The organism is Microbispora sp. NBRC 16548, from assembly GCF_030268985.1.
Lineage (GTDB): Bacteria > Actinomycetota > Actinomycetes > Streptosporangiales > Streptosporangiaceae > Microbispora > Microbispora catharanthi.
Genome location: NZ_BSSF01000019.1, coordinates 112,014 through 126,120, shown reverse-complemented (window position 1 = coordinate 126,120; position 14,107 = coordinate 112,014). Strand labels below are relative to the sequence as shown.

The following is a 14,107-nucleotide window of genomic DNA, read 5'->3' as shown; positions in this document are numbered from 1 at the left end:
CACTACACCTCCATTCAGTTTGAGTACTGCTTTCGTTCGTTGTTGTTCATGTCGCGCGCTGTTACGACGTAATACGCATTGTTCGGTCTTGGGGCGACGATGACTGTTAGGTATCGTCCGGCATCTGTCTGGCCGTATACGGCAAACTTGTCATCCCTCATCCGCCGCGCCCGCAGGGGGTGAGTAAAGACGACTTCTTCTACTTCCATCGAGGAGACGCCATGGCCAGCGATGTGTTCTTCGTTCCAGTCATCCCACACGACCTCCTCGATCCGCACAAGACGGACCGTACCACGGATGTACCACAGAGCTAGTGTCCTCTAAACATCCGCCGATGCCAGCGTCTTCCTCCGCGCCTGCGGCCCCTGGCGAGGAGTTGGGCCACCCACCCAGACACCACAAGCGAGGATCTTCGCAGAGGGGGGTGACTGGGCGTGGAGGCGGGCATTGAGTCGGCGAGGCTCGTCCTCCTCGCTGCTTGAGTGTCCCGGCCGTGCCCACCGAGTCAAGGGCGCCTTCGGCGTCGCTTCGCGATCAGCTTCGCTGACCCTTGACACGGCGGTCACGTCCTGGGGGGCGGCAGCTACGAGGAGGACGGGGGCAGTCCAGGAGACGGGCCGCGCCGGCGCTGGTCCGGGGCAGGTCATGGGGCTAATCGTCGGGCCATTAGCGGGCCATTAAGGGCGGTCAACAGGGGGCACTCACGGTCACTCGCGGGAGGCTTCTCGCCCAGGTCGGGGCCGTTGTCCCTGGAGATCAGGCCGATTTGCAAGCAGGAAGTCAGGGGTTCGAATCCCCTAGGCTCCACCCACTAGAAAGCCCAGGTCAGGGCCATTTTCCGCCTGGGCTTTGAGTTAATTCCTGCGAACGAAAGCACGTCTCAGGTGCCGTCCCACTGTGGTCGAGTGACCGGAACCACTGTGAGCAGATGATCCAGGCCCTTGAAGTCCTTTGGGTTGCAGGTGTAGAGCGGCAGTTGGTTGGCCACCGCCACGCAAGCGATCATCAAATCGGCTGTGCGGGGACGCGGGTTGCGGCCTGAGGCGATGACAGCGGTCCAGAGTTGGCCGTACTCGCGGGCAGCGGTTTCGTCGAAGGGAAGAGGGTCGAACTCAGCCTCGGCGGCCTGCAGGATCTTCATCCGCTGAGCGAGTTCCTGTGGCCCGGACGCCACGAGTACGCCGACCGACAACTCCGCCGTTGTGATGGCGCTGATGGTCATTTCGTCGGGCAGCTCGTCCGGGTCGATCCCAGCGCGCAGGATGAGGATGTTGGTGTCGAGCAGCCCTTGCGTGAGGGTCATTGTTCGCCCTCGCTGAACTCGCCTCTGCCGTACGCGCGATCGTAGGGGTCGTAGAGATCGTCGTTGACGTGCCGGTCCATGTCCTCGCGGTACTTCCGGTCATCGAGACGCGGCATACCTCGGGACATGGCGGCGAACTCCGCTCGTGAGACGGCCCGGCGCCGGCGACGAATCGGCACGAGGTCGCCGATGTGATGGCCATTACGAGTCACGGCGTACCGTTCCCCGCGTTCCAGTCCATCCATGATCTCTGCAGACCGGTTGCGGAGATCGCGCTGCGAGATCTGATGGGAACGTTCAGGCTCAGAGATGCTCACCCCACAAGTGTAGAGGGGCGTGCTATGTGGTGCTACCAGGTAGCACCACACTGTCCATGGTGGGGATATCGCGTTGTGGGGGCCGCATAGTCGGGCCATTAAGAGCGGTCAACAGGGGGTACTCACGGTCACTCGCGGACTGTCTCTCGCCCAGGTCGGGGCCGTTGTTCCTGGTGATCAGGCCGATTTGCAAGCAGGAAGTCAGGGGTTCGAATCCCCTAGGCTCCACCAGCCAAAACGCCGCTTCTCCGATCATGGGAAGCGGCGTTCGTGCCATTAATGTGCCATTAGCTCTTGCCGGCATCGCGCTCCGCCTCGACTCGCGCGCTCGCATTGGCGATCTTCCGGTCGGCGTCTCGCGTGGCGTGCTGATAGATCAGCGCGGTCCGGTCGCTGTCGTGGCCCATCCGCGCCTTGAGGTCGGCGAGGCTCGCGCCCGACTGCGCGGCAAGCGTGTTGCCCGTGTGCCGCAGGTCGTGGAAGTGCAGGCCCTTGACCCCCATCTCCTTGAGCGCTTCCGCCCACTTGGCCTGACGCCGGAAGTTGCCACCGCGGAGGAACGCACCGAGCTTGCCGAGAAAGTCCGCCCCCGGTGTTGAGGCTGATACGGCCGAAGGCCGCACCGTCCGCCGCCCCATCACGCCGCTGTCTAGGTATGTCAGCACGATCACCGGCCTGCGGTGCTTCGCGTTGCGGGGCATCGTCGGAGACGCCTCGCCCGAGCGGGGGGCAAGTGCGTGGTCAGCGCATGAAGGGTTTGAAGATGGAAACCACCTTCGTGGCAGCACGGTCGGCGTCCCCGTCCGCGATCGCCTCGACCAGCTCGTGGTGGTAGCGGTGTGCCGCGTCCTCATCCTCGCTCTTCTCGTCGCGCATGTGGGCAGCGAAGATGTCGAGCATGCTGGAGTACAGCTTGACGTAGAGAGGGTTGTGCGTCGCTGCCACGATCGCGCGGTGCAGGGCGAGGTCAGCGCTCGCTCGCAGGTCGGGATCATCGGTCGACCAGCTCGCTTCTCGACGGTCGCGCAGCTCGCGCAGCAGTTCGACGTCGGCATCTGAGCGGTTCAATGCGGCCAGTGACGCTGCAGCGCTGTCAAGGGCAAGGCGTAGCTCCAGGTAGTGGCGACGGGTGCCACCGGCGAGCTGACGTTCAAGAGCGCCGGTCAGCTCGGAGCTGGAGATGACGAAGGTGCCGCGGCCCTGCTCACGGCGCAGCAGACCTGCGTGCACCAGCGACTGCACCGCCTCGCGCACCGTGTTCCGACCGATCCCGAACTCCGACACCAGTGCGGCCTCGGTCGGTATCCGCTCACCGACCGGCCAGCGTCCAGAGACCACCTCCTCGCGGAAGCGCTCGGCGGCCTGGTCGATGAGTCCCACTCGACGCATCGGCTGTCGCGTGCCAGACTCTTCGAAAGTCATCCCATAACCCCATCATCTGCTAACATTACAATGGAGTGTAACGTGGCAACGCTCTCCTCGTCGCTCGTTCCGTTGCATCGTGGGCGTCTGACCTTATGGGCCTGGCTCGCCATCGCCCTGACAGCGGTCAACCTGCGAACGGCCGTGACCGGGTTCACTCCGCTTCTGGAGATCATCGGATCCGATCTCGGCTTCGGGGTGACGCTGTCCGGCCTGCTCGGCACTGTGCCAGCGGTGTCCTTCGGCATCTTCGGGTTCCTCGCCCCAGCGGTGACGAGGAAGTTCGGACTCGAGCGCACGGCCACTGTGGCGCTGGGCCTGACGGCTCTGTCGCTCCTGATGCGCGCCTTCTCTCCAACGCCCTTGTTGCTGGTGCTTTCGACCGTGCTGGCACTGGCCGGAATCGGAGCCGCGAACGTCGTGGTCGTTCCGTTGGTGAAGGCATGGTTCGCCGATCGACTGGCCCTGGGGACTTCGCTTTACCTGATCCTCATGCAGGCGGGCCAGTTCATCGCCCCGCTCCTCGCGGTCCCGGTGGCAGAAGCGGCGACGTGGCGGTTCTCGGTGGGTATCTGGGCGGGACCAGCTGCTGTGGCTGGCGTGGTCTGGCTCATCCTGGCAGTCAGGCTGCCCGCTGATCACCACGCGCCCGCGGCCGTGACGGCGGCCGATGCGGGACCAAGGATCAGCCGGTCGTCAACCGTCTGGGGCCTGGTGATCCTCTTCGCGATGATTTCGCTGTCCAACTACGGGATCATCACCTGGGTCCCGGCAGTGCTCACCGACGCAGGAGGCAGCGCGGCCCTGGGCGGCTCCATGGTCGCGCTCTACTCGGCATGGGGCATGCTCGCGGCCTTGGTGGTTCCACACCTGGCCACGCGCATGACGAACCCGTTCATCGTGGTCGTCGTGTGCGCGATCTTCCTGGTAGCGGGATACCTGGGCATGCTCCTGTCCCCGCTCGACGGCACGCTGGTGTGGGCATGCGCGCTGGGAATCGGGGTGAGCACCTTCCCGCTCTGCATGACCCTCATCAACCGCCGAACCAAGAGCCCGCAGACAGCCTCCGCCGTGTCGGGCTTCGTTCAGGGCATCGGCTATGGGCTGGCATGCTTCGGCCCGATCGGTTTGGGCCTTCTGCGCGAGGCGACCGGATCATGGTCGATCCCGCTCCTGGTGCTCGCTGCGACCGCCATTCCAGGGGTGATCGCCGGCTGGTTCGCCTGCCGTCCTCGCTTCGTGGAGGACTCTGCGTCACAGCCGACGAAGCGCGACGCCGACCAGCAGCCGCGACGATAAGAGTCATGCGTCGAACAGATCCGAATTCGTGTCAGCGGCCGCACGCCATCGATACGCCGCTGCTTCCACAAACGTCCATTTCTACCGGCTCCGCGAGACGGCGTGAACTTTCTGGGCCATTCAGCACGGCCACCAGGGGCCAGTCACCGTCAGTTCCACCCCACGTCACAGGCCACCTCCCTTGACCAGGAAGTGGAGTGTTGTTGTTCGCTGAAACAGACCAAAGGGGGGCGGCATGGTGATCGTGCAGCGGGTCGTGATCCGGTGGACCAAGCAGGCGCGCGGCGCCGCGGAGGCTACGCGTCGACGTGAGATTCCCCCGGCTTTCGAGCTGCCGCCGATCCCCGGCGCGCCACTCGTCGTCCACGATCTACTTGCCGAGGAACGGACCGGATACGCGCCGAGCAGTGCTGTCAGCAGCCACCCCATTCCAGTGCAGCTCGATGGACTGCGGTTCAGGTTGTCCGGAGCGGCGGTTGAAGTGGTGCGGACCCCAACGCACGCCGCGTACCCGACCAACCGCTTTCCAGGCCAGGTGTTCCTGCTTCACCCGGGAGAGAATGCCCGTTATCGGGCCAACTTCCGTTTCAGTGGCTACAGCACCGAGTGGTACTACGAGCAATGGACCGTCAACATCGCCCACAAGCCGTGGCACCGCGAGCTGTTTGTGAGCGAGGAGATCACATACGAAAAAGACGAGCGAGTCTCTTTGTACGGCGGGCATCGCTGAGCATGCGCGGCATAGGTCATCCGGTCCGATCAGATGGAGTCGGCGCTCGCCGGAGCCGTCGCGAACTTTGCGAATTCAGCCACCATCTCGGCCAGGTTCAAGGGCCCACACGCACCCTGGAACAGCCGTCCGTCGCTTCTGCTGTGGATCCAGTCATACTCACTCCGGTCGAGGGATCGCCAGCCGAAGGTGTGGCCCTCAAGATCGGTACCGACGAGATCCACCGCAATGCTCCACCCTGGAGCCGGCTCCACGGAACCCCGAGGCACGTCGGGGCCGGCCACTTCGGCGGGCGAGGCGGCCGGCCCGTTTCACGTCAGGCCGGGATCTGCTTCTCGTACCAGGTGTAGTAGAGGTAGGTGCTGCCGGGCCCGGTCATGGTGCCGTAGACCTGCCAGAAAGTGTTGGCGCCGGGCGAGTAGCGGAAGATCTTGTCCCCGGGCCGGTCGTCCACGAACACGTCCGTGGGCCCGCCCGGGTGATAGATCCGCACCTCGATCGTGAACGTCTCAGTATCCGGGATGTCGAGGCAGACCTCGTACGTGTATGCCGTCGGACCGGAGAGATTGTAGCTACGACCATCCACCGCAGGCCGCTGGTCGTTGGTGGGGACGTAGCTGTTCCGGACCCAGGTGTAGCCGCCTGTGGAGCAGTCGACTGCCGAGGCGGACGCGGGGCTGATGCCGGTGAGCGTGGCGCCGAGGACGCCGGTGGTGACGGCGAGAGCGGAGATCGTGCGTTTCATGCCTCTCCTCATCCGTGCAGTGACCCTTCGACCAAGTAGTTGAAGGCTGAACTGATTCTGACCCGGCAGCGATACTTGGACAAGCCTGGGCAAAGGTGTTTGCGCGTTCGAGTCAAGGTGACGCCTCTGGCCCGTGGGCGTCGGATCTCTCCCTCGTTCCCGGTGACCTGCGGTGAAGGCCGCCTCCGTTGTCCTGGTGAGGGGCGGCACGTCTCCGAAAACATAAAACCGGTGGGCCGATTGTTTCAGGCAGCCAGCCGCTAGATTATTGACGCTCAGGTTGACAGCGGCCTAATGTCCTGGAGCAATGATCGACGTGACGCCGCCGAAAGTTTCAGGCTCCAGAGCGTGGAGTCAGCAGACGCCGCAGGTGAAATACCAGGTCAGCATGGCGGTGCCGAACCTGTCCGGTGTTCGCGGTCCGGAGTCTGAAGTAGCACGGCGCCGTCGCCGTCCTACGCTCCAGGCAAGCACGGGGGTCCTGAACGTAGGAGGTGTCCGGCGAGCGCAGCGCACTTTCAATGCCGGGCCGCACATCACATCCCTGACCACAGCAACCGAAAAGAGGTCGCCGTGAAGTTCCGCAACGTCTCAGCGGTCGTGCTCGCCGCTACCGCGGCCCTCAGCATGGCAGCGTGCTCAGGCTCGTCGTCCGGGACTTCCTCCGGCGGATCCGACGGCAAGTCGTTCGAGTTCTGGTCGTTCACCGGGATCAACGCGAAGGGGTCCGCCGAGGAGTACAAGAAGATAAAGCCGGACGTGCAGATCAAGCTGACCGAGGTGGGGAACGCACAGGAGACGGCGCAGGCGCTCACCACCGCGCTCGCCGGCGGCAAAGTGCCCGACCTGGTGCTGATCCAGGGCGACGACTTGCCCAAGTTCGTCCAGCAACCGCAGAACTTCGTCGACCTGCGCACGATGGGCGCCGACAAGATCAAGGGCGACTACCTCGACTGGGTGATCAGCCAGTCCACGACCAAGGACGGCGCGATCATCGGCATCCCGACCGACGTCGGCGGCATGGCCATCGCCTACCGAACCGACCTGTTCAAGAAGGCCGGGCTGCCGACGGACCGCGAGGAGGTGAGCAAGCTCTGGCCCACCTGGGACGCCTTCATCGAGACCGGCAAGAAGTACACGGCGGCCACCGGCAAGGCGTTCATCGACAACGCCGGCGGGAGCATCTACTCGCAGGTGGTCAACCAGGGGCAGGAGAAGTACTACGACCCCGCGGGCAATCTGGTGTACGAACAGAGCCCCCAGGTCAAGACCGCCTTCGACCAGGCGCTCAAGGCCGTGGCCGCCGGGATCACCGCCAAGCAGAGCACGTTCACCGAAGGCTGGAGCGCCGCGATGAAGAGGGGGGACTTCGCCGCCATCGCCGCACCGGTCTGGTTGCTCGGCTCCATTCGCGACAACGCCCCCGACACCAAGGGCAAGTGGGACATCGCCACGATCCCCGGCGGCTCGGGCAACTGGGGTGGCAGCTTCCTCGCCATCCCCAAGGGCGCCAAGAACCCGAAGGCCGCCTGGGACTACATCGCCGCCACGCAGTCGCCGCAGGGCCAGCTTGATCACTTCTCTCAGGCCAGGTCACTGCCCTCAACCCCGTCGGTCTACCAGGACCCGAAGCTCACCTCCGCCAAGGACGAGTTCTTCTCCGGTGCGCCGATCGGCACGATCTACACCAACTCGCTGCTCGGCCTCAAGCCCTTCCTCATCGGGCCGGACAGCACCACGATCGGCACGGAGTTCACGAACGCCATCACCAACGTCGAGCAGGGCAAGGGTGATCCCGCGAAGGCGTGGGACGCGGCGGTGACCAACATCAAGACCGCGATCGGCGGCTAGGACCCTTCACGAGCGCCGCCGGCGCAGGCCGTTCCGACGGCACGCGCCGGCGGCGGGGAAGCGAGCAGACCGTGACGACGAGCATCAGCCCCACCAAGGCGGGCCTGCCTCCCGCCCTGCCGGTGAAGGCGGCGCGGCGCGGTTTCACCGAGATCGTTGCCCCCTACGCCTACATCACCCCGTTCTTCGTGCTCTTCGCGGTGTTCGGCCTCATCCCGCTGTTGTTCACCTTCTACGTGGCGCTGTTCGACTGGAACCCGATCGGCGAGCACGTGTTCGTCGGCCTGGACAACTTCAGCCGGCTGCTCGCAGACGTGCGGTTCTGGAACGCGGCGCGCAACACCGTGAGCATCTGGCTGCTGTCCACCGTGCCGCAGTTGCTGGTCGCGCTGCTGCTCGCGCACATGCTCAACCACGTACGGCTGCGCCTCGCGGTGTTCTTCCGCATGACGATGCTCGTGCCGTACATCACCTCGGTGGCGGCCACCGCCATCGTGTTCAGCCAGATGTTCGACCGCGACTACGGGTTGCTGAACTGGCTGCTCGGTCTGGTGGGCTTCGAGCACATCGACTTCACCCAGTCGGTGATGGGCAGCCACGTGCTGATCGCCGTCATGGTGGCATGGCGGTGGTTCGGCTACACGACGCTCCTCTATCTGGCTTCCCTGCAGGCCGTTCCCCGGGCGATCTACGAGGCGGCCGCCGTCGACGGAGCCGGAGGTGCGCGGCAGTTCCTGCACATCTCCCTCCCCTCGTTGCGGCCGGTCATCGTGTTCACGATCGTGACCTCGACGATCGGCGGACTGCAGATCTTCACCGAGGCCCTGCTCGTGAACCGCGGCGCAGCCAGCACCTGCGGGCCGATCCGCCAGTGCCAGACGCTCACCCTCTTCCTGTTCGAGCAGGGGTTCACCCAGTTCAAGTTCGGCTACGCAGCGGCGATCGGCGTGGCGCTGTTCGTGATGGTCGTCGCGCTCGCCGGCCTCAACTACTTCCTGTCCACCCGGATCCGCCCGGTCAAGGGCTGAGGGGGCGATCATGAGTACGCCGAGACCACGCTCCGGTGATCGGGTCCGATGGTGGGTCTACGCGCTGCTGGCGCTCGCCGCCTTCGCCTGCCTGTTCCCCCTGTACTGGATGTTCGTCGTCGCCACCACCGACACCGCGACGGCGATCAAGCTGCCGCCCGAGATCGTGCCGGGCGGCAACTTCTTCCACCTGGCCGGCCTGGTGTTCTCGACCGTGCCGTTCGTCCGGTCGATCGTCAACAGCCTGGTCGTGGCCGGGTCGATCGGCGTGGGCCAGGCGGTGCTGTGCGCGCTGGCAGGCTTCGCGTTCGCCAAGATGCGCTTCCGCGGCCGTAACGCGCTGTTCCTGTTCGTCGTCCTGACGATGACCGTGCCGACCCAGCTCGCCATCGTCCCCCAGTACATGATTATCTCGTCGCTGGGCTGGGTGGACACGCTCCAGGCGTTGATCGTCCCCGGCCTGGCCAACGCCTTCGGCATCTTCTGGATGCGCCAGCACATAGCGTCCACCATCAGCGACGAGATCCTCCAGGCGGCCCGCATCGACGGGGCGACGACCTGGCAGATCTTCTGGCGTGTCGCGTTCCCGCTGGTACGTCCCGCCGCCTTCGTGCTCGGCCTGCTGGGTTTCGTCACCGCGTGGAACGACTTCCTGTGGCCGTTCGTGGTGCTGAAGTCACCGGAGATGTACACGGTTCAGATCGCGATCAAGGCGTTGCAGAACAGCTTCAACATCGACCTCGGGCTCGCCATGTCCGGCTCCTTCCTCGCCACCCTCCCACTGCTCGTCCTGTTCGTCTTCGTCGGGCGGCGCATGGTGGCCGGGATCATGAACGGCGCCTTCAAGGGCTGAGGTCGCCGCCGCTCACGGGGCGGGTACTCGCGGTCACTCGCGGACTGCCTCTCACCCAGGTCGCGGCCGTTTCCTCTGGTGATCAGGCCGAATTGCAAGCAGGAACCCAGGGGTTCGAATCCCCAGGCTCCACCCCACGTCAAAGGCCACCTCCCGTGATCAGGAGATGGCCTTTGCGATTCCGTACAGCAGCGAAATACAACAACGGCTACGAATCCCAGTCGCTCACCGAGCCGCTTGAAAGGTCGGAAGCATGTGGTCGCCGAGCGAGGCGGCCGGCCCGTTCCGAGTCAGGCCGGGATCTGCTTCTCGTTCCAGGTGTAGTAGATGTAGGTGCTGTCGGGCCCGGTCATCGTGCCGTAGACCTGCCAGAAGCTGTTGGGGTCGAGCGAGTAGCGGAAGACCTTGTCTCCGGGCCGGTCGTCCACGAACACGGTCTGTGTCCCGTTGTTCCAAATCCGTACCTCGATGGTGAATGTCGAGGTGTCCGGGATGTCGAGGCAGACCTCATATGTATACGCCAACGGACCGCCGATGTTGTAGCTGTGACCGTCCACCGCCGGCCGCTGGACATTGGTGGGAACGTAGCTGGTCAGCACCCGTGTGTATCCGCCCGTGGAGCAGTCGACCGCAGGGGTGGCTGCGGACGCGGGACCGATGCCGGTGAGCGTGGCGCCGAGGACGCCGGTGGTGACGGCGAGAACGGAGATGGTGCGCTTCATGCCTCTCCTCATCCGTGCAGTGACCCTACAACCAAGTAGTTGAAGGCTGAACTGATTCTGACTTAGTTGCCATATCTGGACAAGTCTGGGCAAGAATTCGTGCACTTTCGAGTCAAGCGGGTCACGTTCAGTCCTTCATTGATGAGGCTGACCTACTTGTTCCCGGTGAGAGCGCGGTTCGCGAGAGTGGCGCGTCCCCTGCGAAAAACATGGGTGGGACAGACAAAGCGGCGTCCCTCGCATGGGACGTCGCACCACCATCCGGGCCGCAAGGCCAGTCTCAGCTGGATTCGAGATAGCCGGTGAGATAGGTCAACGATGCGGCGATGTCCTCACCGGTGCCGTGCGGCCGGCGCAGCTCGTCGACGAAGATGGCGATGTCGGCGAGCCGCCACCAAGCGCATAGAGAGCGAGGCTGGCGGATGAGACGGTCCGGCCGGTGGCCCGGATGTAACGGACGAGTACGTCATCGTCGCCAACCGGGTTCTTGCCGAGCACGCGGGCGAGGGCGGGGGTGAGCATCCACAGGTCCCGCTCTGGCGGCGCGATCTGCACGGTGCCCCAGTCGATAAGCCGCAGTCCAGCCGGGGTACGCATGACGTTTCCGGGGTGCGGTTCGCCGTGCGTGACCACCCACACCGCCGCAGTGTTTCGTACCTGGTCGACTCGCCAATCGAAGTCGGCGAGCAATCGTTGGACTTGCCCGGCATAGACGGACAGCAGCTTGCGGGCCGGCTCGGCATGAGGCCCGCCGGTCCACTCTCGGTCGAGGTCCTGCAGCGCCTCCTCCAGCTTGTCCCGAGCGGGCAGCACCAGGTCAGCCCGTGGTGCGGTGTCCGCCACGATCGGGGTTGCCTCGTGCAGCTCGGCCAGCAGGTCGATCACCGTGACACGGTCCTCGGGTCGGTACGCGCCGAAGTGCCCGGCGGCACCTGACACCATTGGAAACACCGACAGGGCGTACCGCGAGTTCAGCCGCCAGATCGCGGCGTCGGTCGTGGTCGGGATCGGCGCAAGGACGAAATCGAGCCCCGCGTCCCGGTGCAGTGCCAGGGCGGCACCGAAGGATCGGCCGAGCCGGTCGAACGCGTCGTCACGTCCAGCGTCCTCGACGCCGAGGTCGTCCACCTTGACGAACCACGCCGTCCCACATTGGTCCACCACCGACCAGTGGTAGCTGCCTGCGCCCACCGGGAGGTACTCGACCGAGTGGGGCTCTACGCCCCATCCCTCGGTCATTGCCACCATCAGTTTGGCTTCCGCCAGACCTGCCGGTTTATCCCGCATACGCCGGTATTCTGTCCCACTCACCGCAGGACCGCAGATCACTTGCCACGCCTCCGCGCAGATGCAGCCCTTACGATCGCCACGGCGTGGCCGGTCACCATATGTGCTTGGGGGCGATCGGCGAGCCAGGGTTCGGTCCCTACCCTGGCTCGCCGGGAGAACGTGGCTGATCGCCGCGCGCGTCCGAGCTGTCCTCGCGCGAGGCTGTCAAGGCGGCGGCGCTGAGCGCCGTCGCCTGCCCGCCGTCCGGGCGTGCGGCCCGGGGCCGGTCCCGGCCGGCAGCGGCGCGGGCCGCCCGCCGGTACACAGCGCCCGCCGGACCAAGCCGCACCCGCCGACCACAGGCGCGCCGCCGCCACACTGATGCAGCACGACGATCGCCCTGTTGCGGCCGGCCATCACACGGGTTGGGGGTCGACGGGCCGGGACTTCGTTTCTAAGCCCCGGCCCACCGAAGGCGGGTTGCCGTCCCGCCTGCCGCTCATGCCCTGCGGTACGTCGGGAAGGTGCCGGGTGCGGCCGGAGATCAGGAAAGGGTGTCCTTGACCACGATCTGGCCGTCGTCGATCACGAATTTCTGGTTGTTGTTGGGCACACACTGCCACAGGTATACCGGCGCGAGGTTGGCGCGGCTGTTGGTGACGTCCAGACAAATGCGGTTGCCTGTGTTGAGGGTGGACTTGAGGATGATCAGGCCCCTTTGGAGGACCCAGAGCTGGTTAGCGTTTCCCAGGCACTGCCACTGGTACACGCGGGTGCCGTTGGCGCGGCTGTTGGAGGCGTCCAGACACATCTCCCGGCCCTTACCGATGGTGTCTTCCACCTTGATGAGGCCGTTGTCGAAGACGAACTTCTGGTTGGAGTTGTTGTTCTGGCAGTCCCACAGGTACATCTGGGTGCCGTTGCCACGATTGTTGCTGACGTCGACGCACGCCGGGGGGCCGACCAGGGGCGTGCGGCCGGCGTGCTGGCGAGCAGAGGCCACGGCGGGCACGGTGGTGACCGCGCCGACCGCGGCGGAGATGACGGCGACGGCTAGCAGACGGCGAGCAAGCATGGTTGCCTCCCGAGAGAGTTGATCGAGACGCAAGCACGATGTCATCACTCACCGTCACTGATCAATTACCGATCGCATGCGTCCATCGTGCGGCGGAACCTGGGCCTGTCGGAGACGGCGGCGCCGACAGGGAAGGTTCACGGCTTCGGCAAGATCCGGTATGCGCTCGGAATGATCTCATCGCCAAACGATCAAGAACGGCGAGATGGGCAGGTCGGAGCCATGCTTGAGCAAGAGAAGATCTTCGACTTCCAATTCGATGGCCTTCGTCCTCCTCGCTGGCCGAGTGTCCCGTACGTGTCCGCTGTGTCAAGGGCGCCTTCGGCGTCGTTTCGCGATCAGCTTCGCCGACCCTTGACACACGCGGTTCCGTTCTGGGAATCGGCAGCTGCCCCTCGTGACTGAGGGATGGCTGAACCACTCATAAGTTGTCCTCGCGTGAGGCTGTCAAGGGCGGCGGCCGGGCATGTGGCCTGGGGGCTGATCCCGGCCGCCGGCAGTTCGGGCCGGTCGCGTCAGACCAGGCAGAACTCGTTTCCCTCCGGGTCGGCCATCACCACGTGATCGGGCCTGCCCTGCAGGTCGTCCTGGCGAACCACCGTCGCGCCTGCGGCCGTCAACCGCTCGACCGCCTCGACCACGCGCGGCCACCGCACCTCCCAGGGAGTGCTGCGGCCTCCGCCGACCTGTACGTCGAGGTGTAGCCGGTTCTTCACCACCTTCGGCTCCGGCACCCGCAGGAAGGACAGGTCAGGACCCACCCCGTCGGGATCGGACAGATAGGCGCCCTCATCCCACTCCTCCTCCGGGACATCGTGATGCGCGAACCAGTCCTCCCAGCTACCGAAGCCCGCCGGGGGCGGCTTCTCGGAATATCCCAAGGCGAGTGCCCAGAACCTCGCCAGCTTCGCCGGCTGCGCGCAGTCAATCGTCAAACTCCATCTAGTCGCCACGGACCCTCCTTCTCCAGCCAAGAGCGGCGTCACGCATTGTGCCCGTCAGCGAAGGCTCGGCGTAGAGGGTTCCCAGAGCGTCAAGGCTGCCGGCACCTCGGCCGCGACAGCCGCGGCTATGACACGGGGAAGAAGGTCAACGGGCGTAAGCGGTTCATCGTCACCGACACTCTCGGATTGCTGCTGGTCGTCTGTGTGATGGCCGCCTTCCGCATGACCGCGACGGGGCCAAGATCACCCTGCTCGGCGTGTACCTGGTCACGTCGGCCCGGTACGTATTCGCCGACGCCGGCTTCGCCGGGATGCCGGTGGACTGGACCCAGCGCGTGCTGCACATCGTCCGCAAGGCCTCCGGGTAGATCGGGTTCGCGGTGATCGAGCGGCGGTGGGTTGTCGAACGGTCACTGGCCTGGCCGGCGAGCCATCGCCGCCTCGTCCGGGGAAGCGCCGCAATTCGTCAGCAGCGCTTCATCCTCCCCCATCCAATTCTTCGGGGGCCATGTTTCCTGTGCTCAATCATGGCGCCCTTGACGCGGTCGA

16 protein-coding genes are annotated in these 14,107 nt (G+C 65.2%); 5 read left to right on the top strand and 11 right to left on the bottom strand.

Annotated features, from left to right (window positions below; all coding sequences use genetic code 11):
* Positions 1-14: 14 nt before the first annotated feature.
* The 5 genes from QSK36_RS37530 to QSK36_RS37510 all read right to left on the bottom strand — a co-directional run bounded on the left by QSK36_RS37530 (position 15) and on the right by QSK36_RS37510 (position 3,042).
* A complete protein-coding gene (locus QSK36_RS37530) occupies positions 15-278 on the bottom strand; it encodes a BrnT family toxin (protein ID WP_285785657.1) in 264 nt (87 codons plus the stop codon).
* Between the two features lie 602 nt (positions 279-880).
* Entirely contained in the window at positions 881-1,303 is a 423-nt protein-coding gene (locus tag QSK36_RS37525; protein ID WP_183538078.1) for a type II toxin-antitoxin system VapC family toxin, read from the bottom strand.
* Positions 1,300-1,620: a type II toxin-antitoxin system Phd/YefM family antitoxin gene (locus QSK36_RS37520; protein WP_183538076.1), complete on the bottom strand. Its 321-nt coding sequence runs from the start codon at positions 1,618-1,620 to the stop codon at positions 1,300-1,302. The genes QSK36_RS37525 and QSK36_RS37520 overlap by 4 nt, the downstream gene beginning before the upstream one ends.
* 287 nt (positions 1,621-1,907) lie before the next feature.
* Positions 1,908-2,321, bottom strand: a complete 414-nt coding sequence (locus QSK36_RS37515; protein ID WP_285785656.1) for a tyrosine-type recombinase/integrase — start codon at positions 2,319-2,321, stop codon at positions 1,908-1,910.
* Positions 2,322-2,361: 40 nt separating this feature from the next.
* Entirely contained in the window at positions 2,362-3,042 is a 681-nt protein-coding gene (locus QSK36_RS37510; RefSeq protein WP_285785655.1) for a FadR/GntR family transcriptional regulator, read from the bottom strand.
* A 42-nt stretch (positions 3,043-3,084) separates the two neighbouring features.
* Between QSK36_RS37510 and QSK36_RS37505 the strand changes: the two genes are divergently transcribed.
* Together QSK36_RS37505 and QSK36_RS37500 are read left to right on the top strand one after the other, a co-directional pair.
* Positions 3,085-4,341, top strand: a complete 1,257-nt coding sequence (locus QSK36_RS37505) for an MFS transporter (protein WP_183538072.1) — start codon at positions 3,085-3,087, stop codon at positions 4,339-4,341.
* A 235-nt stretch (positions 4,342-4,576) separates the two neighbouring features.
* Positions 4,577-5,071: a hypothetical protein gene (locus QSK36_RS37500; RefSeq protein ID WP_285785654.1), complete on the top strand. Its 495-nt coding sequence runs from the start codon at positions 4,577-4,579 to the stop codon at positions 5,069-5,071.
* A 29-nt stretch (positions 5,072-5,100) separates the two neighbouring features.
* Here the strand turns inward: QSK36_RS37500 and QSK36_RS37495 are convergent, their stop codons facing one another.
* A complete protein-coding gene (locus QSK36_RS37495) occupies positions 5,101-5,325 on the bottom strand; it encodes an Imm53 family immunity protein (RefSeq protein ID WP_221263871.1) in 225 nt (74 codons plus the stop codon).
* 62 nt (positions 5,326-5,387) lie between these two features.
* Complete coding sequence (locus tag QSK36_RS37490; protein WP_183538067.1) at positions 5,388-5,816, bottom strand: hypothetical protein; 429 nt, start codon at positions 5,814-5,816, stop codon at positions 5,388-5,390.
* A 573-nt stretch (positions 5,817-6,389) separates the two neighbouring features.
* Here QSK36_RS37490 and QSK36_RS37485 point away from each other — a divergent pair.
* The 3 genes from QSK36_RS37485 (at position 6,390) to QSK36_RS37475 (ending at position 9,548) form a co-directional block, all read left to right on the top strand.
* Positions 6,390-7,667 carry an ABC transporter substrate-binding protein gene (locus tag QSK36_RS37485; RefSeq protein ID WP_285785653.1) on the top strand — a complete coding sequence of 426 codons (1,278 nt, stop codon included), beginning with the start codon at positions 6,390-6,392 and terminating at the stop codon, positions 7,665-7,667.
* A gap of 71 nt (positions 7,668-7,738) precedes the next feature.
* Positions 7,739-8,695, top strand: a complete 957-nt coding sequence (locus QSK36_RS37480) for a carbohydrate ABC transporter permease (RefSeq protein WP_183538063.1) — start codon at positions 7,739-7,741, stop codon at positions 8,693-8,695.
* 10 nt (positions 8,696-8,705) lie between these two features.
* Positions 8,706-9,548, top strand: coding sequence for a carbohydrate ABC transporter permease (locus QSK36_RS37475; RefSeq protein ID WP_285785652.1), 843 nt, complete (start codon positions 8,706-8,708; stop codon positions 9,546-9,548).
* A gap of 290 nt (positions 9,549-9,838) precedes the next feature.
* On the opposite strand, the gene QSK36_RS37470 is transcribed toward QSK36_RS37475, so the two are convergent.
* The 4 genes from QSK36_RS37470 to QSK36_RS37455 all read right to left on the bottom strand — a co-directional run bounded on the left by QSK36_RS37470 (position 9,839) and on the right by QSK36_RS37455 (position 13,567).
* On the bottom strand, positions 9,839-10,270 hold the full coding sequence (locus tag QSK36_RS37470) for a hypothetical protein (RefSeq protein ID WP_139579592.1): 432 nt from the start codon (positions 10,268-10,270) through the stop codon (positions 9,839-9,841).
* A 312-nt stretch (positions 10,271-10,582) separates the two neighbouring features.
* Positions 10,583-11,557 (bottom strand): phosphotransferase, encoded by a 975-nt coding sequence (locus QSK36_RS37465; RefSeq protein WP_285785651.1) that lies wholly within the window; start codon positions 11,555-11,557, stop codon positions 10,583-10,585.
* A gap of 526 nt (positions 11,558-12,083) precedes the next feature.
* The gene (locus QSK36_RS37460; protein ID WP_285785650.1) at positions 12,084-12,614 is read right to left on the bottom strand and encodes a ricin-type beta-trefoil lectin domain protein; all 531 of its coding nucleotides are present in this window, start codon (positions 12,612-12,614) and stop codon (positions 12,084-12,086) included.
* Between the two features lie 515 nt (positions 12,615-13,129).
* Positions 13,130-13,567, bottom strand: coding sequence for a VOC family protein (locus tag QSK36_RS37455; protein ID WP_285785649.1), 438 nt, complete (start codon positions 13,565-13,567; stop codon positions 13,130-13,132).
* Positions 13,568-14,107 lie beyond the last annotated feature (540 nt).

What these genes read in the sequence shown, in the direction of transcription:
- QSK36_RS37475 (WP_285785652.1), top strand. Translation starts at nt 8,706, where the DNA reads ATGAGTACGCCGAGACCACGCTCCGGTGATCGGGTCCGATGGTGGGTC.
- QSK36_RS37490 (WP_183538067.1), bottom strand. Translation starts at nt 5,816, where the DNA reads ATGAAACGCACGATCTCCGCTCTCGCCGTCACCACCGGCGTCCTCGGC.
- QSK36_RS37460 (WP_285785650.1), bottom strand. Translation starts at nt 12,614, where the DNA reads ATGCTTGCTCGCCGTCTGCTAGCCGTCGCCGTCATCTCCGCCGCGGTC.
- QSK36_RS37500 (WP_285785654.1), top strand. Translation starts at nt 4,577, where the DNA reads ATGGTGATCGTGCAGCGGGTCGTGATCCGGTGGACCAAGCAGGCGCGC.
- QSK36_RS37470 (WP_139579592.1), bottom strand. Translation starts at nt 10,270, where the DNA reads ATGAAGCGCACCATCTCCGTTCTCGCCGTCACCACCGGCGTCCTCGGC.
- QSK36_RS37510 (WP_285785655.1), bottom strand. Translation starts at nt 3,042, where the DNA reads ATGACTTTCGAAGAGTCTGGCACGCGACAGCCGATGCGTCGAGTGGGA.
- QSK36_RS37525 (WP_183538078.1), bottom strand. Translation starts at nt 1,303, where the DNA reads ATGACCCTCACGCAAGGGCTGCTCGACACCAACATCCTCATCCTGCGC.
- QSK36_RS37515 (WP_285785656.1), bottom strand. Translation starts at nt 2,321, where the DNA reads ATGCCCCGCAACGCGAAGCACCGCAGGCCGGTGATCGTGCTGACATAC.
- QSK36_RS37465 (WP_285785651.1), bottom strand. Translation starts at nt 11,557, where the DNA reads ATGCGGGATAAACCGGCAGGTCTGGCGGAAGCCAAACTGATGGTGGCA.